General features: G+C 71.3%; 17 protein-coding genes. 4 read left to right on the plus strand and 13 right to left on the minus strand.

Features of this window, described 5'->3' with window-relative positions:
- Positions 1–55: 55 nt before the first annotated feature.
- The 3 genes from LUX31_RS15765 to LUX31_RS15775 all read right to left on the minus strand — a co-directional run bounded on the left by LUX31_RS15765 (position 56) and on the right by LUX31_RS15775 (position 5,046).
- Positions 56–1,687, minus strand: coding sequence for a succinic semialdehyde dehydrogenase (locus tag LUX31_RS15765; protein WP_235475428.1), 1,632 nt, complete (start codon positions 1,685–1,687; stop codon positions 56–58).
- A 150-nt stretch (positions 1,688–1,837) separates the two neighbouring features.
- Positions 1,838–3,589 (minus strand): serine/threonine-protein kinase, encoded by a 1,752-nt coding sequence (locus LUX31_RS15770; RefSeq protein ID WP_235475429.1) that lies wholly within the window; start codon positions 3,587–3,589, stop codon positions 1,838–1,840.
- Positions 3,586–5,046 carry a diacylglycerol/lipid kinase family protein gene (locus LUX31_RS15775; RefSeq protein ID WP_235479935.1) on the minus strand — a complete coding sequence of 487 codons (1,461 nt, stop codon included), beginning with the start codon at positions 5,044–5,046 and terminating at the stop codon, positions 3,586–3,588. Before LUX31_RS15775 ends, LUX31_RS15770 begins: the two co-directional genes overlap by 4 nt.
- Positions 5,047–5,386: 340 nt before the next feature.
- On the opposite strand from LUX31_RS15775, the gene LUX31_RS15780 reads away from it, so the two are divergent.
- Positions 5,387–6,256: a hypothetical protein gene (locus LUX31_RS15780; RefSeq protein WP_235475430.1), complete on the plus strand. Its 870-nt coding sequence runs from the start codon at positions 5,387–5,389 to the stop codon at positions 6,254–6,256.
- On the opposite strand, the gene LUX31_RS15785 is transcribed toward LUX31_RS15780, so the two are convergent.
- From LUX31_RS15785 to LUX31_RS15805, 5 genes are all read right to left on the minus strand, one after another.
- The gene (locus LUX31_RS15785; RefSeq protein ID WP_235475431.1) at positions 6,253–7,971 is read right to left on the minus strand and encodes a serine/threonine-protein kinase; all 1,719 of its coding nucleotides are present in this window, start codon (positions 7,969–7,971) and stop codon (positions 6,253–6,255) included. The genes LUX31_RS15780 and LUX31_RS15785 overlap by 4 nt on opposite strands.
- A 97-nt stretch (positions 7,972–8,068) precedes the next feature.
- The gene (locus tag LUX31_RS15790; protein WP_235479936.1) at positions 8,069–9,727 is read right to left on the minus strand and encodes a serine/threonine-protein kinase; all 1,659 of its coding nucleotides are present in this window, start codon (positions 9,725–9,727) and stop codon (positions 8,069–8,071) included.
- Between the two features lie 150 nt (positions 9,728–9,877).
- Positions 9,878–12,964 (minus strand): protein kinase domain-containing protein, encoded by a 3,087-nt coding sequence (locus LUX31_RS15795; RefSeq protein WP_235475432.1) that lies wholly within the window; start codon positions 12,962–12,964, stop codon positions 9,878–9,880.
- 152 nt (positions 12,965–13,116) lie between these two features.
- Positions 13,117–15,381 carry a serine/threonine-protein kinase gene (locus LUX31_RS15800; RefSeq protein ID WP_235479937.1) on the minus strand — a complete coding sequence of 755 codons (2,265 nt, stop codon included), beginning with the start codon at positions 15,379–15,381 and terminating at the stop codon, positions 13,117–13,119.
- 355 nt (positions 15,382–15,736) lie between these two features.
- Positions 15,737–17,443 carry a glycerol-3-phosphate dehydrogenase/oxidase gene (locus LUX31_RS15805; protein WP_235475433.1) on the minus strand — a complete coding sequence of 569 codons (1,707 nt, stop codon included), beginning with the start codon at positions 17,441–17,443 and terminating at the stop codon, positions 15,737–15,739.
- A 296-nt stretch (positions 17,444–17,739) separates the two neighbouring features.
- Between LUX31_RS15805 and LUX31_RS15810 the strand changes: the two genes are divergently transcribed.
- Positions 17,740–18,948, plus strand: a complete 1,209-nt coding sequence (locus tag LUX31_RS15810) for a nucleotide sugar dehydrogenase (protein WP_235475434.1) — start codon at positions 17,740–17,742, stop codon at positions 18,946–18,948.
- A 723-nt stretch (positions 18,949–19,671) separates the two neighbouring features.
- Here LUX31_RS15810 and LUX31_RS15815 read toward each other — a convergent pair.
- From LUX31_RS15815 to LUX31_RS15830, 4 genes are all read right to left on the minus strand, one after another.
- On the minus strand, positions 19,672–20,796 hold the full coding sequence (locus tag LUX31_RS15815; RefSeq protein ID WP_235475435.1) for a GuaB3 family IMP dehydrogenase-related protein: 1,125 nt from the start codon (positions 20,794–20,796) through the stop codon (positions 19,672–19,674).
- Positions 20,797–20,912: 116 nt separating this feature from the next.
- Positions 20,913–22,415: an IMP dehydrogenase gene (gene guaB, locus LUX31_RS15820; protein WP_235475436.1), complete on the minus strand. Its 1,503-nt coding sequence runs from the start codon at positions 22,413–22,415 to the stop codon at positions 20,913–20,915.
- 164 nt (positions 22,416–22,579) lie between these two features.
- The gene (locus LUX31_RS15825; protein ID WP_235475437.1) at positions 22,580–23,167 is read right to left on the minus strand and encodes a sigma-70 family RNA polymerase sigma factor; all 588 of its coding nucleotides are present in this window, start codon (positions 23,165–23,167) and stop codon (positions 22,580–22,582) included.
- A gap of 256 nt (positions 23,168–23,423) precedes the next feature.
- Positions 23,424–24,035, minus strand: coding sequence for a response regulator transcription factor (locus tag LUX31_RS15830; protein ID WP_003948568.1), 612 nt, complete (start codon positions 24,033–24,035; stop codon positions 23,424–23,426).
- A gap of 403 nt (positions 24,036–24,438) precedes the next feature.
- Here LUX31_RS15830 and LUX31_RS15835 point away from each other — a divergent pair, with 403 nt between their 5' ends.
- Complete coding sequence (locus tag LUX31_RS15835; protein ID WP_235475438.1) at positions 24,439–24,768, plus strand: WhiB family transcriptional regulator; 330 nt, start codon at positions 24,439–24,441, stop codon at positions 24,766–24,768.
- 47 nt (positions 24,769–24,815) lie between these two features.
- On the opposite strand, the gene LUX31_RS15840 is transcribed toward LUX31_RS15835, so the two are convergent.
- Positions 24,816–25,715 carry a LysR family transcriptional regulator gene (locus LUX31_RS15840; protein ID WP_235475439.1) on the minus strand — a complete coding sequence of 300 codons (900 nt, stop codon included), beginning with the start codon at positions 25,713–25,715 and terminating at the stop codon, positions 24,816–24,818.
- A 116-nt stretch (positions 25,716–25,831) separates the two neighbouring features.
- Here LUX31_RS15840 and LUX31_RS15845 point away from each other — a divergent pair, with 116 nt between their 5' ends.
- Positions 25,832–26,494 (plus strand): MOSC domain-containing protein, encoded by a 663-nt coding sequence (locus tag LUX31_RS15845; RefSeq protein WP_235479938.1) that lies wholly within the window; start codon positions 25,832–25,834, stop codon positions 26,492–26,494.
- Positions 26,495–26,623 lie beyond the last annotated feature (129 nt).

The following is a 26,623-nucleotide window of genomic DNA, read 5'->3' on the forward strand; positions in this document are numbered from 1 at the left end:
GTGCGGGCCGCCTGTGGCTGGTCGCGCAGTTCCCCGCGCCCCTAAAGAAGGCCGATCACCTCAGCCGGAATGCCTTCATCACGCGCAGACTGCGGGTCATGAACTGGGCGTACTTCTCGTCGGTCATCCCCAGTGCCGGCGCCATCGGCAGCAGCCGCTGCTGGGCGATCGTCTGGGCCTCGGTGTACTTGAGGATGCCCTCGGAGCCGTGGCGGCGGCCGAGGCCGGAGTCCTTCATGCCGCCCATGGGTGACTGGACGCTGCCGTACGCGGACGCGTAGCCCTCGTTGACGTTGACCGTGCCGCAGCGGACGCGGGCGGCGACGGCGCGGCCACGGGCGGCGCTCTTCGTCCAGACCGAGGAATTCAGGCCGTACGGCGTGGAGTTGGCGAGGGCCACCGCCTCGTCGTCCGTCTTGAAGCGGTAGATGGAGACGACCGGGCCGAAGGTCTCCTCCGAGCAGACGGCCATCGGGGTCTCGACGCCGTCGAGGATGGTCGGCTCGTAGAAGTACAGGCCGATGTCCGGGCGGGCCGTGCCGCCCGCGAGGACCTTCGCGCCCTTGGCGACCGCCTCGTCGACGTGCTGCGTGACCGTCTCCAGCTGGCGTTCGCCGACCAGCGAGCCCATGTCGGCGCCGTACGCGAGGGACTTGCCGAGCCGCATCGCCTTCGTACGGGCGACGAAGCGCTCGACGAACGCGTCCGCGATCGACTCGTGGACGTACAACCGCTCGATGGAGATGCAGAGTTGGCCGGCGGAGGAGAAGCAGGCCCGGACCGCGCCCGCCGCCGCCTTCTCGATGTCGGCGTCCTCCAGGACCAACATGGCGTTCTTGCCGCCGAGTTCGAGCGAGACGCCGACCAGACGCGCGGCGGCGCCCTGCGCGACCTCGCGGCCGGTGCGAGTGGAGCCGGTGAAGGAGACGTAGTCGGCGTGCTTGACGACCTCGGGGCCGACGACCGGGCCCTCGCCGAGGACGACCTGGAAGACATCGGCGGGCAGCCCGGCCTCGATGAGGATGTCCCGGGCCCACAGGGCCGTCAGGCAGGTCTCCGTGTCCGGCTTCATCACGACCGCGTTGCCCGCGACGAAGGCCGGGATCGCGTCGCCGACGGACAGTTCCAGCGGGTAGTTCCAGGGGGCGATCTGGCCCACCACCCCGCGCGGGTGGCGCAGTTCGGTGACCTTGGTGAGGGTGGGCATCGCGCCCGCGTGCCGCTTCGGCTTCAGATAGCGGGGTGCCATGCGGCCGTAGTGACGGGCGGCCACGGCGACGGCCTGGACCTCCTCGTGGGCGTGCAGACGGGCTTTGCCGGTCTCCAGCTGGATGAGGTCGAGGACCTCGGCCTGGCGGGCCAGCACCAGGTCGTGGAAGCGGAGCAGCACGGCGGCACGCTGCCGTACCGGGGTCTGCTCCCAGACGGCCTGCGCGGCGCGGGCCCGCTGGTACGCCTTCTCCACGTCCTCGGGGGTGGACTCGGGCAGGTCGGCCAGCTTCTCGCCGGTGAACGGGGTGTGGTTGGCGGTGCGGCCGGAGCCGACGACCCCCTTGGTGAGCTGGGCGATCAGCTCGGGCGTGACCACGTCCGCGGCGGTGCGGGCGCCTGTGGGCGCGGGGGCCAGGGGGTTCGTACCGGTGGGGGCGTCGGTGCCGGGCTTTACCGGGGCCTGCGAGTCCGTCATGAGCCGCAGGGTATGACGGCTCGGAGGCTTTGGGTACCCATGGGTAACCCGGATTCACTGTCTACGCACAAGCCGCCGGCTCTCACCGGCATGCCGCCAGTGAGCACTGGCAACGAATCCGCTGATCAGGGCGTTGGGCGCGACCTGAAGTCACTGCTTCTCGATTTCGAGCTGGTCCCGCGCCCCCTTGAAGACCTCGGTGCCCCGCTTCTCGTCCGGTGTCCCCTTGGGCATGTCGACGCGCAGCTCGTACAGCCGGCTGTCGTCGGTCAGGATCATGACCTGCATGACCCGGACGAGCCTGCCCTCGGTCTCGTACGTCGTGTCGGCCTGGACGGCCTCGTAGCCGTCGACGGTCGTGTTGGTGTACTGGGTGGTCGACTCCCCGTACCCCGCCCAGATCTCGGCGGACTCCTTCGCCCGGCCCATGGGCGAGCTGGGCGCTCTGTCCCACATGGTGAGGCGGACCTGGATGACCTCGTCGTTGTCGTAGAGCGCCATCCGGGGCTGGTCGTCGGCGTCGCCCTGCTCGTGAAAGCGGACGTACTGGCGGGGCAGTGCGAGCACCGCCTTCAGGTCCTTCTCCTCGTGGGCCAGCCAACTGTCGAGGGTGGGGAGGGCCTCGGTGGGCGCGGGGACGGTGGCGGGTACAGCAGGGGGTACGACGGACGGGGTCCCGGGCGCCCCCGCGACCGCCGCGTCCCCGTCACTGGTCTCGACGATCGTGCCCTCGAACACCATGCCCACGCCCACGAGAACGACAGCACCGGCCAGGACCGCGAGGGCCACCCGCAGCCGACGCCGACGCCGCGCGGGCTTCGGGGCGGGCAACGAGGTGGCGCGGGTCTCGGGGGAGGGCTCGGGTACGGGTGTGCCTGGTACGGGTGTCCCAGGCACCGGTGTCTCGGACTCGGACTCCTCTAAAGCGCCGTCCCCCCGCAACCGCATCGTTCCGGCGTCGTCCGCGAACTCCCTTATCCCGGACGACTCCTGAGCGACCGTCAACTCCCCGCGCTCCGGCGCCTTCGGGAGCGGCCAGCCCTTGGCCACCGCCTCCAGGGCCGCCGTGACCTCGTCCGCGTCGGGGCGCTCGGCGGGGTCCTTCACCAGCAGCCGGACGAGCAACGGGCCGAGCGGGCCCGCCTGTTGGGGCTGGGGTGTCTCGGCGGCGAGGATCGCGGCGAGCGTGGACTCCAGGGTCGTACGGCGGAAGGGGGACCAGCCCTCGACAGCCGCGTAGAGGAGTACGCCGAGCGACCACAGGTCGGAGGCGGGACCGGCGCCCCGGCCCGACATGCGCTCGGGGGCGATGAACTCGAGGGAGCCGACGAACTCCCCGCTCATCGTGAGGGATTCCTCGCCCATGATGTGGGCGATGCCGAAGTCGGTGAGGACGACCCGGCCGTGCTGCCCGAGCAGGACGTTGGCGGGCTTCACGTCCCGGTGGACGATCCCGACGGAGTGCGCGGCGCGCAGCGCGCCGACCACGGCGAGGCCGATGCGCGCGGACTCGGCGGGCTCGATGGCGCCGCGCTGGAGCACCTCGTGCAGGGACTCGCCGCGCACCAACTCCATGACGATCCAGGGGAGTCCGTCCTCGACGACGACATCGTGGACGGAGACGGCGGAGGGATGGTCGACGCGCGCGGCGGCCCGCGCCTCCCGGTGGAGGCGGTGGGCGATCCGCTGATGGGCGGCGTCCTGCGGGTCCCCGGGCAGCCTCGGCTGCTTGACGGCGACCTCACGCTCGACCAGCTCGTCCTGGGCCCGCCACACGGTGCCCATGCCGCCGGAGCCGATGCGCTCGGTCAGCCGGTACCGGCCGCCGACCAGCCGCCCCTCGTCACCCTTGCTCCCCCGGTCCGTACCCCTGTTCCCTCCACTGTCCCCGCCATTGCTCATGCCCCATCCCTACCCTGCGGGGACGACGCTTGTCGACGCCGGTTCAGGGCGTCCGTCGTACGGCGGGGCAGTGCCGTACGTCCGACCGTCGCCGCCAGTTTGCGCAGCCGGCGCCAGTCCATGGGTGGCGTCGGCGCGGGAACGCCGGGCCGGTTCCGGGGGACGCGGACGCGCAGGGCGCCCGGTTCGACGCGGCAGCGGACGGGGGTGGGCAGGACGAGGGCCTCGCCGTCGAGGCCGACCTCGATCTCGGGCAGGTCGGCCTCGACGACGACCTCGTGGGCGGTGACGACGGTCAGGCCGGTGGCGTACCGGCCCAGAAGCAGTTCGGCGGCCTGGGCGGCGTCCTCGACCTTGATGCCGAGCACGCCGAGGACACCGGCGTCCAGGCGCTCGCGACGGCCGAGGCCGGCCAGGTCGTCCATGCGGTAGCGGTTGTTGCTGACGAGCAGGGCCTGCGGTGCGTGGACGGTGGTCTCCCCGTCGTGCGTGTCGGCCTGCGGGTACGCCCGTGCGGTCAGCGTCGCGCCGCGCTCGAAGGTGAGCAGCTCGGGCAGCAGGTCCAGGGTGGTGCCGACCTTGTCGTCGCGGTAGGCGGGGCTCTGCACGATCGAGGCGTACGCACCGAAGGAGGCGTTGTTGACGAAGGGGCGGCTGTCCGCCGTACCGCCCACGTGGGTGTCGAGGAAGCCGAGGTCCACGCGCAGCTCCACCCCGCCCGCGTCCGTGAGGGCGTCGAGGCAGGTCGCCGGGTCGTCGCGGTCGAGGCCGAGGTCCATGGCGAAGTGGTTGCGTGTACCGGCGGACACGACCAGGAAGGGCAGGCCGTGTTCGGCGGCGACGCCCGCGACGAGGGCCTGGGTGCCGTCGCCGCCGGCCACGCCGAGCAGATCCGCGCCGGCCGCGACCGCCTCCCGGGCCAGGGCGACGACGTCCTCGGGCTCGGGTTTGTCGGGGTCGAGCAGATGGACGCGGGCGCCGAGCCGCTCCGCCTTCTCGCGCAGCCGGAAACGCTCGACCTTGCCGCCGCCGGAGCGCGGGTTCATGAGGAGGAAGGGCTGGCGGGGCCCCGGCACCTCGTACTCACGGACCGGCACGACATGGGACTTGGTGCTGCTCAGCGCGAATTTCCCGGCCCACACGGCGACGCACCACAGGACGATGGAGGCGAGCGCCGGCCCCAGCAGGTTGGCGGTGGCGAAGAGGGCGACGACAGCGATCGGGGTGGCCACGGCGAGCACCGCCCCCACACCCCGTACGAGGCCGCGCCGGGCGAGCGCCCACCACAGGCCGGAGGCGGTGAGCACGGCCCCGCCGGCTCCGACCACGCCGAGCAGCAGGCTGCCCATGCCCGCGTATCCGATCGGCAGCAGCACGGCCAGCCCGGCGGCCCCGAGCGCCCCGCGCGCCGCCCAGCGCTGCCGGGCATGCGCACGCCCGAACAGCTCGATGCCCACGCCGGTACCCATGTCCATGTCGACGTTCTAGCAGAGTTCGTGATCTCCCCATACCCAGCCCCCCGCTGAACAGGATGATCACGGTGGACTTTCCTTGAAGGCACGATCGGGTCACGGTATCTTCACCACTCAGTCGCCACGCATATCCGAAACGGCGCACGCATTCGCACTTCACCCTCCACATTTCGCCCTTCGCATTCGACCCCTCGCACTTTTGGAGAACGTGACGATGACCGTGCCCGAAACGGATGCCCCGAGACAGCGCGAAACGCACAGAACGGACGAAATAGAGATAAGACATTACGTCTCGCGGGCCGAACTTCGCGGTACCCGGGTGCGATTGGCCGGATATGCCTATCTGCACCGGGTGGAGACGCACGACGTCACGACCGAACTCGTCGTGCGCGAAAGGGAAACGGGCACGGAGTACCGGCTGCCCGTCACCCACACCGCGTCCCCGCACCTCGGCGCCGACGAGGACGAGGGGCAGTACGTGTACGAGAAGGCCGGGTTCGAGGCCGCCTTCGACATCGACACCCTCGCCGACGGCTCGCCCCTCGACGACGGGCTGTGGGACATCTCCCTGGCCGTCGGCGCTCAGGGGCTCACGCGCGAGGTGCGCATAGGCAGCAGACGGGCCGAGCGGCTGGCGGGCCGTCCCGACGTGCGGATCACGGAGACCGTACGAGGTCGGCGTGCCGTCACGCTCTACACGACCGTTCCGTACGGCAACTACACGATCGACCTCGGCGAGCGGAAGCACCCGGTGCTGAAGCGGCTCACCTTCGGGGCCGTCCGCTGGCACGCCGGCCGTCCCACCGAGCTGCTGGTCACCGGCCGCTGCACACTCGGCGCGTACCCGCGCGGGGCGCTGGCCGTGCACCTCACCAACGAGGACGAGCCGAGCACCACGGCCGTCTTTCCCGCCGTACGGCCCCCGCACGGCGAGCAGTTCACCGTACACATACCCGTCGCCGAGCTGGCGCCCGGCGTGTGGAGCGGTGAACTCCGGCTCGGGGAAAGAACGTTGCCGCTGCCACAGCCGCCGAAGAAACTGGGTGCGGCCAAGTGGTGGCGGCGAAGCGGACTCTGGTACGCGAAGCCGGTTTTCAGGCCGGAGGGCGGGTTCGCGCTGCGCGTGGGGCGGACCGGGAAAGCGGGACTTCTCAGGGCGGCTCCCGGTCTCCTGAATCGCCGCGTTCTTCGCTAATTGGCGAACGTGTCCAGGGCGACGTCGAAATACTCCTTCGCCTCCCGCACCTTCCCGACGGGCGCCGACACCCATACGTCGTACATCCGGCCGTCCTCCTCCCAGCACAGGTCGTAGGTGTGGCGCGGTCCCTCGGCCGTGCTGAAGCCGTCCCAGGTGAACTCCCAGAGCGCGGCGGCCTGTTGACCGTGCACGGTCTCCGTGACCCGTCCGTCGCGGTAACCGGGGTTCGAGGAGGGCCCGTTGGCGTGCGCCCGCCTCATCACCCCGAGCGGGCCGCCCGGTTGGGGGTCGACGACCCTGATCCCGAGCCGGAAGGTCTCCCCCGGTGACAGATAGAAGACCCGGTCCTTCTGCTCGGTCCGCGTGAAACCGTCCGGCACGGCGAGCGAGAAGCCACGCGGGTCCTGGGCGAGGCGGTAGCCGGAGGGAGCGGTCCGGGAGGAAGGGCTACTGGAGGTAGAGGGAGTGGGAGTGGGAGTGGGCCCGGTCGTGCTGGGCGACACCTCCGTCGCCCCCGACACCGTCGCCGTCGCCGTGCTCCCCGGCCTCCCACCCCCGCCGTCCCCCGAGTTCATCAGCAGTGCCGCCGCGGACACCCCTGCCCCGGCCAGCGCCGCGACAAGCACCGCGGCGATGAGCACGGCCCGCCCGGAGGGCCGCGACGCCTGATCCGTCGTACGAGAAGAAGAGGTACGAGGGGATGAGGTACGAGGGGATGAGGTACGAGGGGATGAGGTACGAGGGGATGAGATACGCGATGAAGGGCGCCGCAGGGAGAGGGTGCGAGGTGACGGCGTCGGCGCCGGTTTCCCGCCGGAGTCCTCGCCCCGCCGGTCCTGCTGCCGGGCCGGCGAGTACCCGGCCGACAGCTTCGGCGTACGCCCGGTCGCCCGGAACGCCCGCAGCATCCGTTCCGCCTGTGCCGCGTCGAGCCGCCGCTCGGGATCGCGTTCGAGGAGCCCCCGTACGACGGGCAGGAGCGGCGCGGCCTGGGCCGGTGGCCGTACCTCGTCGATCACGACGGCGTGCAGGATGCCGCCCAACGAGTCGCGCCGGAACGGGGATTCACCGCTCAGCGCGGTGCAGATCAGCGCGCCGAGCGACCACAGGTCGGACTCCGGCCCGGTCCTGGTCCCGGACATCCGCTCGGGCGCCGTGTACTCGGGCGAGCCGACGAAGGAGCCGCTCTCGGTGAGGGTGGTCGCGCCCGCGACCTGGGCGATCCCGAAGTCGGTGAGGACGATCCGGTCGGTGCCGTCCTCCAGGAGGACGTTCGCGGGCTTGATGTCCCGGTGCAGGACACCGGCGGCGTGGGCCGCGCCCAGGGCGCCGAGCAGGGCGATGCCGATCCGGGCGGCCTCGTCGGCGTCGACGGGACCGTCCCCGGAGATCCGGTCGGCCAGCGAGCCGCCGTCGATCAGCTCCATGACGATGTACGGGCGTTCGTCGTCCTCGACGACATCGTGGACGACGATGATGTGCGGATGGTGCAGCTGGGCGACCGCGCGCGCCTCGCGCAGGGTGCGGTCGCGCCGCAGCCGGGCCTCGTCCGCCGAGAGGGAGGTGTCCTGCGTCAACTCCTTGACCGCGACCCGCCGTTCGAGCAGCTGGTCGGTCGCCCGCCAGACGACGCCCATGCCGCCCCGGCCGAGCCTGGCCTCCAGGCGGTACCGCCCGGCGATCACACGGAAGCTGTCCCCCTCGGTCCCCATGAGCCTCATCATGCCGCACCGGAGGACAGGACTCCGGGGCGCCGAGCAGCGGATGACCGACAACCGCCCTACCAGGCGTGCCGTATGCGTGGCGGTGTCAGCCGGCCTTCGGCCGCCAGCCCCGCAGTACCGCGCTGAACTGCTCGCGCGCGGTCGCCCAGTCGGCCGCCGGAGAGGACATGTAGAGCAGGTACTCGGCGCCGTCGCGGCCGAGATACGCCTGCTCGATGGCCCGCCGCGGCCCCGGGAACCCCCCGTCCTCCGCCAGCGCGGTCCAGGTGAAGTCCCAGAGCGAACCCTTGCGGTCGCGGTAGACGTTCGACTCCAGGCTGACCCTCTTGTACGCGCTGAGTTTCTGGAGCTGCTGTTCCAGGTCGAGTTGGTGGAGGTAGGGGTCGTCGAAGTCCGGGGACTCGTCGATGGCGATACGGAGGAAGTGCTCCCCGCCGTCGGGCGAGTAGTCGATCTGCCCGTTCGTCTCCGTCCGCGTCCACCCCTGGGGCAGCGAGAGACTGAAACCGGCCGGATCGTCGACCCGCACCCAGTCCTTCGGCACGGTGCCCGGCACGGCGGAGGGCTGCGCACTCGCACTCGCCGTAACGGAGGGAGAGCCGGAGGGCGTGGCGGACGGCGAGGCCGAGACGGCCGAACCGGCGTTCTTCGAACCGGAGTTCCACTGGTGCAGCCCGAACGCCCCACCCCCGCCGACGAGCACGACCAGCGCGGCGACGAGGGCGATCGTACGACCCCGGCGGCGCGGCCCGGCCGGGGCGGCAGGACCCACCTGGGTCGGACCAATGACCGGACCGAAGGTCCCCTGAACCGGCGTGGCGGAGCCGACCGCGGCCCCGCCCATCCGGAAGGTCCCGACCTCCCCCTCCGCAGTCGCCCGCATCGCCCCCGTGTGAAGCGTCGGCACGTACTGCTCGGCCGCGCGGGGCCGTCGCCCCTCCGCCGCCTCCGCGAGCATCTGTTCGACCTCGGCCGCTCCGGGCCGTACGGCGGGATCCTTGAGGAGCAGGGACGTGATGACGGGCGCGAGCGGACCGGCGTACCGCAGCTCGTCGGCCTCGTCCTCGACGACCGCCTGCATGGTGGTCAGCGGGGAGGTGCGGCGGAACGGGGACCGGCCCTCGACGGCCGTGTACAGCGTGGCCCCGAGCGCCCACAGGTCGGAGGAGGGTCCCGGGTCCTCGCCGCGCAGCCGCTCGGGGGCGAGGTAGTCGACCGAGCCGACGATTTCTCCCGTGCGCGTGATGGTCGTGTCCCCCTCGACCTGGGCGATCCCGAAGTCGGTGAGCAGGACCCGGCCGTCCTGGGAGAGCAGGACGTTGCCGGGCTTGATGTCCCGGTGCAGTACGCCGGCGGCGTGCGCGGCGGTCAGCGCGCGCAGCACCCACAGGCCGACCCGCGCGGCCTCGCGCGGTTCGATCCGTCCGGCCTCCTTGACCGCGTCGGCCAGCGAGTGGCCCTCGACGAGTTCCATCACGATCCACGGCCGGCCGTCGTGGTCGAGTACGTCGTGCAGGGTGACGACGGCGGAGTGGTTGATCCGCGCCGCCGCGCGCGCCTCGGCCCGGGTCCGGGCGAGCAGGACGGCCTTCTCGCTCTCGGACACGTACAGGGCGGCCGTCAGCTCCTTGACGGCGACGGCACGGTGCAGCAGCTCGTCGTGCGCACGCCACACACGGCCCATGCCGCCGCTGCCGATGACGTCGACGAGCCGGTAGCGGCCCGCGAGAAGCAGGCCCTGCATCTCATTCACGTTTCCCCGCAATGGTCTTGACAGGGGCAAGACTAAGGAGCCCCCTCGCCGGAGGGAACCGCAGGGGTGCTTACGGGGACAGCACTGTGACGGTTCTGCCCGTCAGGCCTGCCCCCGAGGTCGGCCGCTGGCCCGTTGGGGTCAGCCGGTGAACTGATAGGTGGCCGCGGCCTGTTCGTACAGGCGCGTCACCTCGTCCCGCTCGGCCTCCGGCCCACGCACCTGGACCACGTGGTACCGCCCGTCGACGACTATCGCGAGATTGCGTACGAACACCTCGCTGCCGGAGCTGTTCTGCCAGGTGAACTGCCCCTCGGCCATGGTCCGTCCGCCCACCTCGATGGTCCGCATCCCACTGGACGTGGCCCAGGTCGAGTCGCGGAACGGCTGCAGCTCGTACTCCCGCTCCCGCTGGTACGCCATCGGATCGGCGCCGTACTGCTGCGTGGTGTCCCGGCCCGGTACGACGATCAGCTCGAACGAGCCGTGCGAGTACACGACTTGGCCGCGCCCGTTCTTCGCCGCCCGGTCCCAGCCGTTGGCGACGGCGACCCGGAAGCCCTCGGGGTCGGTACGCACGGTGAAGCCGGCCGCGACATCGGGCCCGGTGGTCGTCTCCGTCTCCGACGAACCGGCCGACGGGGAGGCGCTGTTGCCGTTCCCGCTGCCGGGCGAGGTCTGCTCGGGCCGCGGTTCGCTGCTCGCGTCCGGGTTCTCGGCCGACTGCTCCGGCGCCGTGCTCACCTCTCCGGCGGAACCGGTCCGCTCCCCGTCCTGATCCCCGCTGCTCTTGGCCTTCGGCATGAAGAACATGGCGTACGCGATCGCCGCGGCCAGCGCGAGCAGTATCAGGACGAGCAGGTTGCGGCCCAGTCTGCGCGGCGCCCGCTTCTCCTGCCTGCCCCGCTTGTGCCGTCCGTGCGGTCCGGTCGCGGGCAGCCGTGCCCGGCGCCTGCGCACCAGCTCGCCCCGGCGCCGTACGATCGGCAGCCGGCGCGGATCGGTGGGTGGCGCGGCGACGGTGTACAGACCGGCCTCGGGCTCCGGCGCCGACCGGACGAGGGAGCGCAGCCAGCCGTTCAGCTCCTCGAAGTCGAGCCGCTCGGTGGGGTCCTGGCGCAGCAGTGACTCCACGACGGGCCTGAGCGGTCCGCACTCCTCGGCGAAGGCGGGCGGCTCGGCGCACACCAGCTGCACCAGCTCGGCCGTCGACTCCTCGGGGTAGGGCGCATGGCCCTGTACGGCCCTGAAGAGCAGCGCGCCGAGCGCCCACAGGTCGGTCGCGGGACCGATGGGCGGGGCCAGCTGCCAGTTCTCGTGCACGGGACCGGCCTGCTCGGGCGCCCACCGCTCGGTCACCGCCCCTACGAGGGCCATCCGCGCCTGCCGTGCCCGCTCGGCGGCCAGCGGGGTCGCGGGCCCACGCCGGGGGGCACCGCCGGCGACCACGTCGTCCCAGCGGCCCGGGGTCCGGCCGGGGACACGATCGGCGGGCGGGACCTGGTCCCGGGGCATGTCCTGGGGCGCGTCCTGGGGCTGGGCGTGAGTCGGCGGCCAAGGCTGCCGGTGTTGTTGCTGGTGCTGGTGCTGGTGTTGCTGGTGCGGAACGCTGTCGGCGACCCCGCTCGTCGCGGCGCCGTTCGCTGCGGCGGGCAGGGCGCTGCGCGCCTGTCCGGCGTGCCCCGCCTGACCGGGAATCCCCGTCGCGGGGGCGAAGCCACCGTTCCAGCTGGCCGGCGTACGCACGCCGTAGGGGTCGGCGATCTGCCCCGGAGGCGGAGTGGCGGCCGGGCCACGCTCCACACCGGTGCCGTGCGCACCGCCACCGGCGCCGCCCGCCTCGATCGACGGCCTGGCACCTGGCAGTGCTGTACGCCCGCTCTGCTCGGCCTCCTGGACCCGGGCCGCGGCCCGCGCCCCCGCCCGGTACGCGGCGATCGCCCCGGCCCGCGCCGCCCGGATGTCCCCGCCGGTCTCCAACGCCCGCCGCTCACCCCCGGCGGAGCCTCCGCCGCTTCCCTCGGCGCCGGTCCCGGGCACCCCGCCACCGGCCCGCGCCTCGATGGCGGCACGCCGGGCAGCCTCGGGATCCCCGGCGGCATCCCCGGCGAACGTCCCCCCGGGAATTCCGTAACCTCCACCGGCACCGGCTCCGGACGCCCCACCGCCCCGTGCCTCGACAGCGGCACGCCGAGCGGCCTCGGGATCCCCTCCGGAACCCCCGGCGAACGTCCCACCGGCAACGCCGTAACCCCCGCCCGCGCCAGGACGACCGGCCCCGCCACCCGTCCGCGCCTCAATGGCGGCACGCCGGGCAGCCTCGGGATCCCCGGCGGTACCACCGGCGAACGTCCCACCGGAAGCCCCGTAGTTGCCGACCCCGCCGGGGTGGCCCGAAACGCCGACCCCACCGCCGGGCAGCCCCTGGCGCCCCGCCGCACCCGGACCACTCGGCAACGGAGCCGGTGACTGCCCGTACCCTCCGCCCCCGCCACTGCCGCCCGCCGAACCCGGCCTCGCGCCGCCACCGGCCCCCGGAGCGCCAACTGCCGCGCCCCCTAGGGCCTTCGCGCCCTCATGTGCCCCGGCCGCCCCTGACGTGTCCCGGCCCGGCACCGGGTCGTACCCGCACAGCGCCTCTTCCGCCGCTCCGGCCGCCAGCCCGGTGAGCATCACGCGCCCGTCGTCGCAGACGAGCACCGTGCGCTCGGTGATGTTGCGGTGCACCCAGCCATGGGCGTGCAGCACGCGCAGTGCCATGAGGACATCGGCGGCGACCTCGGCCGCGCGGTACGGCGTCAGCGGCTTCTCGGCGAGCAGCGACGCCAGCGACCGCGCCGGCACCAGTTCACTCACTATCCACAGCGAACCGCCCTGCGCGAACACGTCGAAGACCTGGTCGAGCCGTGGGTGGTCGGGGATGGACGCGGCGGCCTGCGCGGCCTCGATGGCACGCCGTACGGCCGGATCGCTGGGCCGACGCGTGGCCGTGGACCGCGTGTCGGACGCCCGCGCCCGACGCCCGTCCCGCGCCACGAACCCGTCCGGCAGCCCGTCCGAGTCGAGCACCTCGGCCTCGACGACCTCGGGCAACGGCACCTGCCTGACCAGGACTTCCTGCCCGCTGTAGGTGTCCCAGGCCCGGGTCTCGGAGAGTTCGAACTCATCGGACGGCGGCAGCGGCAGGCGATAGCGGTCGGCGAGCACCCGCCCCGCATATTCCTCCACGATGCCTCCCCCGGGCCGTCGGCTGCTCAATTCCGTTCGCCATACGTCCCGTTCTGGATGCGTACGGTCCGCAACCACTCACGATACGTGCCGGAGGCAAGTCACAAAGAGAGGATGCGAGATCTCACGGCCTCAACTCGGAACCGCGCACATCACGATTTCGGCTCGAACGTCTCGGTGAACGTCCGCCATGTCTCCTTGCGCAGCTCGGTGCCCCAATTGGACGCTTTCGCCGTATACATCAGCGCATACCCGGATTGGCTGTTGACGACGAACCCCCGGTCCACCGACCGGTACGTCGTCCCGCCGTCCGCATAGGTGAACTCCCAGTCGGCCGTGTTCCAGCCGCGGTAGTTCACCTTCGCTATTCGGATCCTGTCGTACTGCGAACGCGTCATGTACTGCTCTTGGTTCTCCCAGTCCGCCACGGGATCGGACTTGGGCGTAGTGGTCCACCCGACGAGCAGTTTCTGCCCGGCGGGACCCGCGAACCGGGCACCCGCGGCCCCTGTGAACTCGAACTTCCACCCGGTGGGCAACCCGATGGAGAACCCCTGCCCACTCGTGTAAGTGGACACACCCGTGACACCACTGGACTCACTCGCCGTCGCACTGGGCGAGTTCGCCGTGCCCGTCCCCGTACCCGAGCCGGTCCCCGCCTCGGCGCTCTTCGAGGCGCCGGCACTCTGCCCGCCGTCCGTACGGGTGCCGTCGTCCTTGTCCTCCTTGGTCTCGGCGGAGGACGAGGCAGAGGCGGAGGCGGAGGAAGTCACCTTGCCGCCACCGCTCTTCGCGCCGGCGGCGTCGTCGGAGTCGTCACCCCCGAGCACGAGGGCCAGCACCACGCCGAGCACGATGACCGCGATGACCACCCCGATGATCACCAGCGTCCGCTTCGGCACCACATCGGTGATCGGCGCCCTGGGCACCGGCCGAGGCGGCAGATCCGGCGGCGGCACGACAGGCCACCCCGAACTCCGCCCCGCGGTACCGGCGTTACCCGCCGGAGCCCCGGCTTCCCGAGTCTTGCCGTCCCGCGCCCCGGGAACAACGGCCCCCTGAGCACCCCCACTCTTCGCAGCCTCACCCGCCACCCCGGCGGAAGCAGCACTCCCGGAGCCCGCGCCGCCGGAGGACGCTCCGCCGGGAGCCGAACTCCCGGAAGCCGAACTCCCGGAGGACGCACCCCCAGAGGCCGCGCTGCCCGAGGCCGAACTCCCGGAGGGCGCGCCTCCCGAGGACACGGCACCCACACCCGCACCGGGCCCGGCCGCTGCCGCGCCCCCGGACTCCGAAGTACCGGGGGTCCCGGCGGAGTCGGCGCCCTTCGTACGAACAGCCGCCCCAGCCCCGGCCCCCGCCGCGACAGCCGCCGCCTTCTTCACGGACCGGAACGCCCCACGGAACCGCTCGCCGGCCTCCTCGCCCCGCTTGCCCCCGGAGCCCGAGTCCGCCGGACTCCCACTCTCCGCGCCCTTGTCCGCCCGCTTGCCCTTGCCCGGCACAGGCGGCAACGGCACGACCTTCGTGACGTCCGCCGGCTCCGGCTCGGCCTCCTTGGGCTCGGGCGCGTGGATCACCGCGTTGAGCATCGTGCGCGCACCGGCGTCGTCGAGCCGCTTGGCGGGATCCTTGGTGAGCAGCCCGTAGATCACGTCCTTCAGCGGGCCCGCGTTCTTCGGCTCCTCCAGCTGCTCCGTCATCACGGCGGTCAGCGTCGCGATCGCGGACCCCTTGTCGTACGGCGGCACACCCTCGACCGACGCGTACAACAGGCCGCCGAGCGACCAGAGGTCGGCTGCCGGGCCGGGCTTGTGGCCTCGGGCCCGCTCCGGCGAGATGTAGGAGGGCGCGCCGACGAGCATGCCGGTCGAGGTGATCGACGGGTCGCCCTCGACCTGCGCGATACCGAAGTCGGTGAGGACGACCCTGCCGTCCTCGGACATCAGCACGTTCGACGGCTTCACGTCGCGGTGCAGGATGCCCTCACGGTGCGCGGACCTGAGCACGTCGAGGATCGCGAGGCCCACCTCGGCCGCGCGCTGCGGCTCCAGCAGCCCGTCCTCACGGATCATCTCGGCGAGCGACTTGCCCTCGACGAGTTCCATGACGATCCAGGGCCGGTCGTCCTCCTCGACCACGTCGAAGACGGTCACGGCGCTGTTGTTGCGGATCCGCGCGATCGCCTTGGCCTCGCGCAGCGTCCGCGTGATCAGCCGCCGCTTCTCCTCCTCGTCGATACTCCCCGGGAACCGCAGCTCCTTGACGGCGACGGTCCGGCCCAGGGTTTCGTCCTCCGCGCGCCAGACGGTACCCATGCCGCCGCGGCCGAGGACCCCTCCCAGCCGGTACCGCCCGGCGAGGAGACGCTCGCTCTTGTCCTCACGGGATGCGCCCGCCCGCTCCGCCTCCGACATGCGTCCCCTCATGCAACCCGCCCTGACAGAACCTCCATTGTCCCTCACCCGACAAGCGGCCGACGCCCCGGGTGCCCCTCGGGACGGACGGTGGCCTGTGGGAAGAGGGACCGCGTGAAGCACGCGTTCCACCGCCCCACCTGCGGTCGGTGCCTCCTCACCTTCCGAACGACCTCGGAACGACCTCCGAATGAACACGGACAAGAGCGCGGGACCCGACCCCGAACCGGCCCCGCCCGCCGCCGAGTTCCGCCCCCGCACCCCGTAGAACGGACAAGTGCCGGACAAAGATCCCAGCTCACGACACTCGTTCGAGTGACGATCGGGAGTTCGAGAGCGTCGCCGTGAAACGGTGTCAGAGCGGCACGATGTCCGGCGCGCCCAGCCGCGCCGCGTCCGCCGCCAGGTCGTCCGGCTGACGCTGCGACTCACGCTCCGCCTCCACCCGCTTGTCGTAGTGCTGGACCTCTCGCTCGATCTGGTCCTTGTCCCAGCCGAGGACCGGCGCCATCAACTCCGCCGCCTCGCGGGCACTGCGCGTCCCCCGGTCGAACGTCTCGATGGAGATCCGGGTCCGCCGCGTCAGCACGTCGTCGAGATGCCGCGCCCCCTCGTGCGAGGCCGCGTACACGATCTCCGCCCGCAGATAGTCCTCCGCCGACTGCAGCGGCTCGCCGAGCGAGGAGTCCGCGGCGATCAGATCGAGGACCTCCTGCGCCAGTGAGCCGTACCGATTCAGCAGATGCTCCACGCGCACCACGTGCAGGCCGGTGCGCGCGGCCGTCCGTGCCCGGGCGTTCCACAACGCACGGTAGCCCTCGGCTCCGATCAGCGGCACGTCCTCCGTCACGCACTCGGCGACCCGCTGGTCGAGCCCGTGCACCGCCGCGTCGACGGCGTCCTTCGCCATCACCCGGTACGTCGTGTACTTGCCGCCCGCCACGACCACGAGCCCCGGCACCGGATGCGCCACGGTGTGCTCGCGCGACAGCTTGCTGGTGGCGTCGGACTCACCGGCGAGCAGGGGCCGCAGCCCCGCGTACACGCCCTGGACGTCGTCCCTGGTCAGCGGCACGGCAAGCACCGAGTTCACATGTTCCAGCAGATAGTCGATGTCGGCGCTGGAGGCCGCCGGGTGGGCCTTGTCGAGGTCCCAGTCGGTGTCCGTCGTGCCGACGATCCAGTGCCGGCCCCAGGGGATCACGAACAGCACGGACTTCTCGGTGCGCAGGATCAGCCCGGTCGTCGAGTGGATCCGGTCCTTGGGGACGACCAGATGGATGCCCTTGGACGCCCGGACGTGGAACTGGCCGCGCTCGCCGACCATCCCCTGGGTGTCGTCGGTCCACACCCCCGTGGCGTTGACGATCTGGCGGGCCCGGATCTCGTACTCCCCACCGGCCTCGACGTCCTGCACCCGGGCGCCGACCACCCGCTCGCCCTCCCGCAGAAAGCCGGTCACCCGCGCGCGGTTGGCGACTTTCGCGCCGTACGCGGCGGCCGTGCGCACCAGGGTGGCCACATAGCGGGCGTCGTCCATCTGCGCGTCGTAGTACTGCAACGCTCCGACCAGCGCGTCCTTCTTCAAGGCGGGCGCGACGCGCAGGGCGTGACGGCGGCTCAGATGGCGGTGCGTCGGCAGGCCCCGCCCGTGCCCGCGGGCCATCGACATCGCGTCGTAGAGCGCGACGCCCGACCCGGCGTACAGCCGCTCCCAGCCCTTGTGCTGCAGCGGATACAGGAAGGCCACCGGCTTCACCAGATGCGGTGCGAGCCGCTCAAGCAGCAGCCCGCGTTCCTTCAACGCCTCCCGTACGAGGGCGAAGTCGAGCATCTCCAGATAGCGCAGGCCGCCGTGGATGAGTTTGCTGGACCTGCTCGACGTGCCCGACGCCCAGTCACGTGCCTCCACAAGCCCCGTGGACAGACCGCGGGTCACGGCATCGAGCGCGGTGCCCGCGCCGACCACGCCCGCGCCCACGACCAGCACGTCCAGCTCGCGCTCGGCCATCGCTGCCAGTGACTCGTCGCGCTGCGCCGGTCCCAGTGCCGCTGTCCTCATCGCTGCCTCCCGCTGTCGGTCGCGCCGGCCGTGTCCGTACGACCGGCTGTCTGCATCCCGTCGTACGGCTGCGCCTGCCCTGATCCCCCTGCCCGAATTCTGACCGGGTTGCCCGACTTCGGCCACCACCCGCCCTCAGCCTGTGGACAACCTCCACGGAAACACCTGTGGAAACTCGCCCACCCAATCCCACATATCGGTCATATTTACTCCTAGTCTGACATTGCGCTCGCCCGTCCAGTCCACAGGGCTTGCGCACCTGTCCCGCTTCGGCTACTGGGAAGGACGGCCCACGCATGCCCGCAGATCTCGCCGTCATCGGACTCGGACATCTCGGCCTGCCGCTGGCCCAGGCCGCCGTCGCCGCCGGCATCCCCACCCTGGGGTACAAGACCGGCCCCGAGGCGGGTTCCCTCACCGCCGCCGAACTGCGCCGGATGCTCTCCAGAGGCTTCCGGACAGCGGCCGGCCCCGCCGAACTCGGCCGCGTACGCACCGCGGTCATCTGCGCCCCCACCCCGCGCGGCGCCGACGGAACGCTCGACCTCAGCCAGGTCGAGGCAGCCGCCCGCACCCTGGCGGCACGCCTGCGCCCGCACACCACGGTGATCCTGGAGTCACCGGTGCAGCCGGGCACGACGGAGGAATTCCTGCGCCCCCTCCTGGAAGAGGGTTCCGGCCTCCGCGCGGGCCGCGACTTCCACCTCGCCTACTCCCCCAGCCGGGTCGACCCCGGCAACCGCGACTTCACTCCCGCCAACACCCCCAAGGTCATCGGCGGCCTCACCCCCGCCTGCACCGAGTCGGCCGCCGCCTTCTACGGCCGGCTCACCGACAAGGTGGTACGCGCGCGTGGCCCCCGGGAAGCGGAAACAGTCCAACTTCTGGAGACCAACTTCCGCCACGTCAACATCGCCCTCGTCAACGAGATGGCCGTCCTCTGCAACGACCTGGGCGTCGACCTCTGGGACGTCATCCGCTGCGCGGAGACCAAGCCGTTCGGCTTCCAGGCCTTCCGCCCCGGCCCGGGCGTCGGAGGCCACGCGGTCCCCCAGGACCTCCGGGGCCACACCGGCCGCACCCTGCGCATGGTGGAACTCGCCCAGCAGGTCAACAACCACATGCCCCAGTACGTCATCCAGCGCGCGGCCACGCTTCTGAACGAGCACGGCAAGTCGGCCCGAGGCGCCCGCGTGCTGCTCCTGGGCGTCACCTACAAGCCGGACCTCGCCGACCAACAGGGCTCCCCCGCCCAGGAGATCGCGATCCGCCTGATGGAACTGGGCGCCTCCGTCAGCTACCACGACCCCCACGTCCCGTCCTGGAGCGTCCTGAACCGCCCCGTCCCGCGCGCGGACTCCTTCTACGAGGCGGCGGCCGACGCGGACCTGACGATCCTCCTCCAGCAGCACCGGACGTACGACCTCCAGGGGTTGTCGGTGAAGGCGCAGCTGCTGCTGGACACGCGGGGGGCTACGCCTACGGGGGCGGCGCATCGGTTGTGAAGGGGGGCGCGTGCGGCTGGCTGCGCCTCCGGGGCTGGTGGCGCGGGGGGTGCTTGCGTCGGTAGCGTACGGAGTGGAGGCCATCGCAGGGGGTAAGCGCTTTACTGCGGCGGGCTCCTGAAGGTGAACGAGGTGTCCACCCCTATGTCTCTTGGGGGTGGCCGCTCGCTTTCCGTATGTCCACAAGATGCACCATCTACGGTACCGGGCCGCCCGACGGCGAACCCGGTACCGTACAAAGAGGTGGAGCCCACCGCAGCGGTCACTGCGGCAGGCTCCGAACGGATAGCGGAGTGTCCGCCCCTAGCTCTTATAGGGGCGGCCGCTCACCGTCCATAGATCCACAAGACGCACCTCCTCTGAAACTTGACCGCCCGAAGACGGATCCGATCCCAGCGGGTGGGCTTGCGGTGGCGACCCATGGGCGCCCCCTTCCGCGATGCCGCCCAGTTGACCCGGTGGGCGGTTTGCTGGAACTCGGGCCGGGCCCCGACGGGCGGGGGTCCGGAACCATGTCCCTGGAAGGGGGCGCTCCAGAGAACTGGGGCGCCGACACACACGCTAGCCCCCACGCCTCCCCTGACCAGCCCGTATCCACCCCGAACGCAACCGCGCGCCCGCGCCCCACACCACGCGCCCCCGCGCCGGACAGCCAAAAGGGGGCCGGTCACCTGCCAAGGTGACCGGCCCCCTTTTCGGGCCCCGATTATTGCGTCCTACGAACTACCGCTGATGCACCGAGTCCGCCACCGCGACCTCAACTCGCTGGAACTCCTTCAGGTCGCTGTACCCAGTCGTGGCCATAGCCCGCCGCAGCGCACCGAAGAAGTTCATCGAGCCGTCGGGAATGTGCGACGGGCCCGTGAGGACCTCCTCGATCGTGCCGACCGTGCCGAGGTCGACCTTCTTGCCGCGCGGCAGCTCCTCGTTCACCGCCTCCATGCCCCAGTGGTGGCCCTTGCCGGGCGCGTCCGTGGCGCGGGCCAGCGGGGAGCCCATCATGACCGCGTCGGCGCCGCAGGCGACCGCCTTGGGGAGGTCGCCGGACCAGCCGACGCCGCCGTCGGCGATCACGTGCACGTACCGGCCGCCGGACTCGTCCATGTAGTCGCGGCGGGCGGCGGCCACATCGGCGACCGCGGTGGCCATCGGGACGCGGATGCCGAGCACGTTGCGCGTGGTGTGCGCGGCGCCGCCGCCGAAGCCGACCAGCACACCGGCCGCGCCGGTGCGCATCAGGTGCAGGGCCGCGGTGTAGGTGGCGCAGCCGCCGACGATCACCGGGACGTCCAGCTCGTAGATGAACTGCTTCAGGTTCAGCGGCTCGGCGGCGCCGGAGACGTGCTCCGCGGAGACCGTCGTACCGCGGATGACGAAGATGTCCACGCCCGCGTCGACGACGGCCTTGGAGAACTGGGCCGTGCGCTGCGGGGAGAGCGCGGCGGCGGTGACCACGCCCGAGTCGCGCACCTCCTTGATGCGCGCGCCGATCAGCTCCTCCTTGATGGGGGCCGCGTAGATCTCCTGGAGGCGGCGTGTCGCGTTGTCCACGTCCAGCTCGGCGATCTCGTCGAGCAGCGGCTGCGGGTCCTCGTACCGCGTCCAGAGGCCTTCCAGGTTCAGGACGCCGAGGCCGCCCAGCTCGCCGATGCGGATCGCGGTGGCCGGGGAGACGACCGAGTCCATGGGGGCCGCCAGGAAGGGCAGCTCGAAGCGATAGGCGTCGATCTGCCAGGCGATCGAGACCTCCTTCGGGTCGCGCGTACGACGGCTCGGGACGACGGCGATGTCGTCGAAGGCGTACGCCCTACGGCCGCGCTTGCCGCGCCCGATCTCGATCTCAGTCACGTGTGTGGCCTTTCCCTCTTCGGTTCTGCGCCTCCCAGTATCCCCGACGGGCACGACGGAGGCGGTCCCGGAGTACCTCCGGGACCGCCCCTCGCCCGCCTGGTTACCGCGCGCGCCTACTTACGGCTGTAGTTGGGCGCCTCGACCGTCATCTGGATGTCGTGCGGGTGGCTCTCCTTGAGCCCCGCCGACGTGATGCGGACGAAGCGGCCCTTGGACTCCATCTCGGAGACGGTGGCCGCGCCGACGTAGCCCATCGTCTGGCGCAGGCCGCCGACGAGCTGGTGCAGTACGGCGGCCAGCGGGCCGCGGTAGGGCACCTGGCCCTCGATGCCCTCGGGGACGAGCTTGTCGTCGGAGCCGACGTCGGCCTGGAAGTAGCGGTCCTTGGAGTACGACTTCGCCTGGCCGCGCGACTGCATGGCGCCCAGCGACCCCATGCCGCGGTACGACTTGAACTGCTTGCCGTTGATGAAGAGCAGCTCGCCGGGCGACTCCTCGCAGCCGGCGAGAAGGCTGCCCAGCATGACCGAATCGGCACCTGCGGCGAGCGCCTTGCCGATGTCGCCGGAGTACTGGAGGCCACCGTCACCGATCACCGGGATGCCGGCGGCGCGGGCCGCGAGGGCCGCCTCGTAGATGGCCGTGACCTGCGGTACGCCGATGCCGGCGACGACGCGGGTGGTGCAGATGGAGCCGGGGCCGACGCCCACCTTGATGCCGTCGACGCCCGCGTCGATCAAGGCCTGGGCGCCGTCACGCGTGGCGACGTTGCCGCCGATCACGTCGACGTGGACGTTCGACTTGATCTTCGACATCCAGCTCAGGGCGTTGCTGTTGTGCCCGTGCGAGGTGTCGACGACCAGGAAGTCCACGCCCGCCGCGGCGAGCGCCTGGGCGCGTTCCAGCGCCTCGGGGCTGGCGCCGACGGCCGCGCCGACCAGCAGCCGGCCCTCGGAGTCCTTGGCGGCACCCGGGTACTTCTCGGCCTTGACGAAGTCCTTGACCGTGATGAGGCCCTTGAGGAGACCGGAGTCGTCGACCAGGGGAAGCTTCTCGATCTTGTGGCGGCGCAGCAGCTCCATGGCGTCGCTGCCGGAGATGCCGACCTTGCCCGTGACCAGCGGCATCGGCGTCATGACCTCACGGACCTGACGCGAGCGGTCGGTCTCGAAGGCCATGTCGCGGTTGGTGACGATGCCGAGCAGCTTGCCGTTGCCGTCCGTCACCGGGACGCCGCTGATGCGGAACTTGGCACAGAGCGCGTCGGCCTCGGCCAGCGTCGCGTCCGGGTTCACCGTGATCGGGTCGGTGACCATGCCGGACTCGGAGCGCTTCACGAGGTCGACCTGGTTGACCTGGTCCTCGATGGAGAGGTTGCGGTGCAGCACACCGACGCCGCCCTGCCGGGCCATGGCGATCGCCATGCGCGACTCGGTCACCTTGTCCATCGCCGCGGAGAGCAGCGGGATGTTGACCCGGACGTTGCGGGAGATGCGGGACGAGGTGTCGACCGCGTTGGGCAGCACCTCGGATGCGCCCGGCAGCAGCAGCACGTCGTCGTAGGTGAGCCCGAGGGTCGCGAATTTGGCGGGCACTCCGTCGACGTTGGCAGTCATGACACCTTCCCCAAATGGCCTTGATCGGTGCGGATGTCCATGCTAACGGGAAGCACGGGTCCCGAATTCCACGGTGCGAGGCACCCTCAGGCTTCGTATGTTCGTACGGAATCGACGCCCCGGCCGTTCAGACCGCGGCCAGGACCACTGTTCCGCCGCCAGGACTACTGTTCCGCCAGCGCCCGCAAGCGGCTGAGCGCGCGATGCTGCGCGACACGCACCGCTCCAGGTGACATTCCCAACATCTGGCCGGTCTCCTCGGCGGTGAGACCCACCGCGATGCGCAGCAGGAGCAGTTCGCGCTGGTTCTCGGGGAGGTTGGCCAGGAGTTTCTTGGCCCATTCGGCGTCGCTGCTCAGCAACGCGCGTTCCTCGGGGCCGAGGGAGTCGTCGGGGCGTTCCGGCATCTCGTCCGAGGGGACGGCCGTCGAACCGGGGTGGCGCATCGCGGCGCGCTGGAGGTCGGCGACCTTGTGCGCGGCGATCGCGAAGACGAACGCCTCGAACGGGCGTCCGGTGTCGCGATAGCGCGGCAGAGCGAGGAGAACGGCGACGCAGACCTCCTGCGCCAGGTCCTCCACGAAGTGCCGCGCGTCGCCCGGCAGTCGGGACAGCCGGGTGCGGCAGTAGCGCAGGGCGAGGGGGTGGACATGGGCGAGCAGGTCGTGCGTGGCCTGCTCGTCCCCGTCGACGGCACGGTGGACGAGACCACCAATCACCCCATGGGCATAAGCCGCCTCGTCGTCGCGCATCGGACCATGGTGCCTTGGCGCCGCTCTCTCCGTGGCACCGCGTCCGTTGTTGTGCACCGAAGCGTTATGAGCAGGTGCGCCGGAACTCATATCCTGCGCCCTCCCCTTCCGCTCGACCGACTCGTCCCCGAGGAACTCCACACCTCAAGGATGCGGCATCCGCGGCGAAACGAGCAGCGGGCGTCCGGCGGGCCGTTTTGCCACCCCCGCCCACCTTGCGGTAGGCGGGGACTTCTTCACCCCCGCTGAGGCCCACTTATCGGACCAGACCCCACCGGAAACCGAGCGCCACCGCGTGCGCGCGGTCCGAGGCGCCGAGCTTCTTGAAAAGGCGCCTGGCGTGCGTCTTCACCGTGTCCTCGGAGAGGAACAGCTCGCGTCCGATCTCCGCGTTCGACCGGCCGTGGCTCATGCCTTCCAGGACCTGGATCTCACGCGCGGTGAGCGTGGGCGCGGCGCCCATCTCGGCCGAGCGCAGCCGGCGCGGCGCGAGCCGCCAGGTCGGGTCGGCCAGTGCCTGCGTCACCGTGGCCCGCAGTTCGGCGCGCGAGGCGTCCTTGTGCAGATAGCCGCGGGCGCCGGCGGCGACGGCGAGCGCCACGCCGTCCAGGTCCTCGGCGACGGTGAGCATGATGATGCGTGCTCCGGGGTCCGCGGACAGCAGCCGCCGGACCGTCTCGACGCCGCCCAGACCGGGCATGCGTACGTCCATCAGAATCAGGTCCGAACGGTCGGCACCCCAGCGGCGGAGGACTTCCTCGCCGTTGGCCGCCGTGGTCACGCGCTCGACACCGGGCACGGTCGCGACCGCGCGGCGGAGCGCCTCTCGGGCAAGCGGGGAGTCGTCGCAGACGAGGACGGATGTCATGGCCGCCCTCCGCAGCTGATGCGCGTCACCTTGAGCCTCCAGGCTGGTACTAATCGTCACCTGTGCGGTTGACGCTCGACCGATTTTCCCGGCAGTGGGTACTGCCGCCCGTCCGAGCGCTTGTTCCTCCAACCGCCTCCGCACTCTCAACGATGGTCACTCGAAAGAGTTACGGGGCTGTGTGTCGTCTTCGGCACTCTACGTGAGGGCGTGGACACGGTGCAGACATGCACAACAGACCCTCAACGTTTCATCACAACCTATGCCCCATTCAGCCGTTTTTCTTCCCATTTGTTGGTGTCTGAGGCTAGATTCGCAATGAGTCATATTTTCATCTCCTTAGATCGTAGTTGTACGGTCGGAGGCATCACCTCAGCCCAGAACGGCAACAAGGGGACATGTAATGGCAGATTTCTCCCGCCTTCCCGGTCCGAACGCGGACCTCTGGGACTGGCAGCTCCTCGCGGCCTGCCGCGGGGTCGACAGCTCGCTCTTCTTCCACCCGGAGGGGGAGCGCGGTGCGGCACGGAGCGCTCGTGAGAACTCGGCCAAGGAGGTCTGCATGAGATGCCCGGTCCGCGCGCAGTGCGCGGCGCACGCGCTGGCGGTGCGCGAGCCGTACGGCGTGTGGGGCGGATTGACCGAGGACGAACGCGAAGAGCTGATGGGGCGGGCCCGTCACCGGTTGGTGTCGGCGTCGGCCGGTGCCGGGGACCTCGGCTCGAACAACTGAAGGAACGTTTCTTCTGAGGCTGGGGACCATCTCGGTCCCGCCTCACCTCAGGCCCGCGCCGCCGCCCGCGCCAACTCGTCCAGCGTCGCCGCCACCGCCGGCACCTTCGCCAGGTCGGGCAGGGTCAGCGCGACGATCTCCCGCCGTACCGCCGGTTCCAGCGTCACCGCACGCGCACCCCGTGGCCGTACGGAGTCGATGGCGAGCTGGGGCAGGACGGCCACGCCGAGGCCCGCGCCCACCAGGCCGACCACCGCGGGGTAGTCGTCGGTCGCGAAGTCGATGCGCGGGGTGAAGCCGGCGCTCTCGCAGGCCTCGACCAGCTGGCCCCGGCAGCGCGGGCAGCCGGCGATCCATGGTTCGGCGGCGAGTTCACCCAGGGCGACCGACTCCGCGCGGGACAGCCGGTGCCCCTCGGGTACGAGGCCGACGAGCCGGTCGGTGAGGAGCGGGCGGACCACCAGGTCGTCCCACTCACCGGCGCCCGCCGCGCCCTCGTACCGGAAGGCGAGGGCCACGTCGCAGTCGCCCTCGCGCAGCAGTTCGACGGAGTGCGGGGGTTCGGCCTCCTCCAGGGAGACCCGGGTGCCGGGGTGGGCGGCGCGCAGAGCGGCGAGGGCGGTCGGTACGAGGGTGGAGCTGCCGCTGGGGAAGGAGACCAGCCGGACCCGCCCGGCGCGCAGGCCGGCGATCGCGGCGACCTCCTCCTCCGCCGCCGTGAGGCCCGAGAGGATGCCGGCCGCGTGCCGCACCAGGGCCTCGCCCGCCTGGGTCAGGCGCATCTCGCGGCCGTTGCGGACGAGCAGCGGGGTGCCGACCGAGGCTTCCAGTGCCTTCATCTGCTGGCTCACGGCGGGCTGGGTGCAGCCCAGTTCGCGGCCCGCCGCCGAGAAGGAGCCGGTGGTGGCCACGGCGCGCAGGACACGGAGGTGACGGGCTTCGATCATTTTTCGATCATAAGTGATTCTTGGGGATGGGGGAGAATAATACGTCGACGCTTTGGGCAAGTCTGATTTAGCGTGGGGTCATGGATGCTGGGGCGGATACGGGGGCGAGTGCTGTGATGAAGGTGTTGTCCGTGAACGTGGGTCGTGCGCAGTCCGTGCCGTACACGGACCATCCGCAGGGCACGGGTATCGACAAGCGGCCGGTGGACGGGCCGGTGCGGGTGGCGGCGCCCGGGCTCAAGGGGATCGGCGGCAGCGGTCTGGCCGGGGACACCATCTGCTCGAAGGAGCACCACGGCGGCGACGAACAGGCGGTGTACGCGGTCGCGCGCGAGGATCTCGACGACTGGGAGCGCGAGCTGGGCCGCCCGCTGCGCGACGGGATGTTCGGCGAGAACCTCACCACTCGGGGCCTCGATGTGTCCGGCGCGCTGATCGGCGAGCGCTGGCGGATCGGGTCCGAGGTGGTCCTCGAAGTCACCAGCGGGCGTATTCCCTGCGCGACCTTCCAGGGCCATCTGGGTGAGAAACGGTGGGTGAAACGGTTCACGGAGCGGGGTGCGCCGGGTGCCTATCTGCGGGTGATCGAGCCGGGTGCGATACGGGCGGGCGACCAGGTCGAGATCGTGCACCGGCCGGAGCACGAGGTGACGGTCGCCCTGTACTTCCGGGCGCTGACGACCGAGCGGGCCCTGATGCCCCGGCTGCTCACGGCCGGTGCGGCCCTGCATTCGGAGGCGGCGGCGAGGGCTCACGAATATGTGAAGAAACACGGCTGACGCGCGGACGCGGCACGGCTGCTGACAAGGCATTACGTCGGAGGTCCGGGCGGGGACTTCACGATCTGGAGGGAGCGTGCAGGGGGCGGACGGGAAGGGACGGGAACAGTCCGGGTCACTAATCTTGCG

It is taken from the genome of Streptomyces sp. GQFP, assembly GCF_021545335.1.
Classification (GTDB): Bacteria; Actinomycetota; Actinomycetes; order Streptomycetales; family Streptomycetaceae; genus Streptomyces.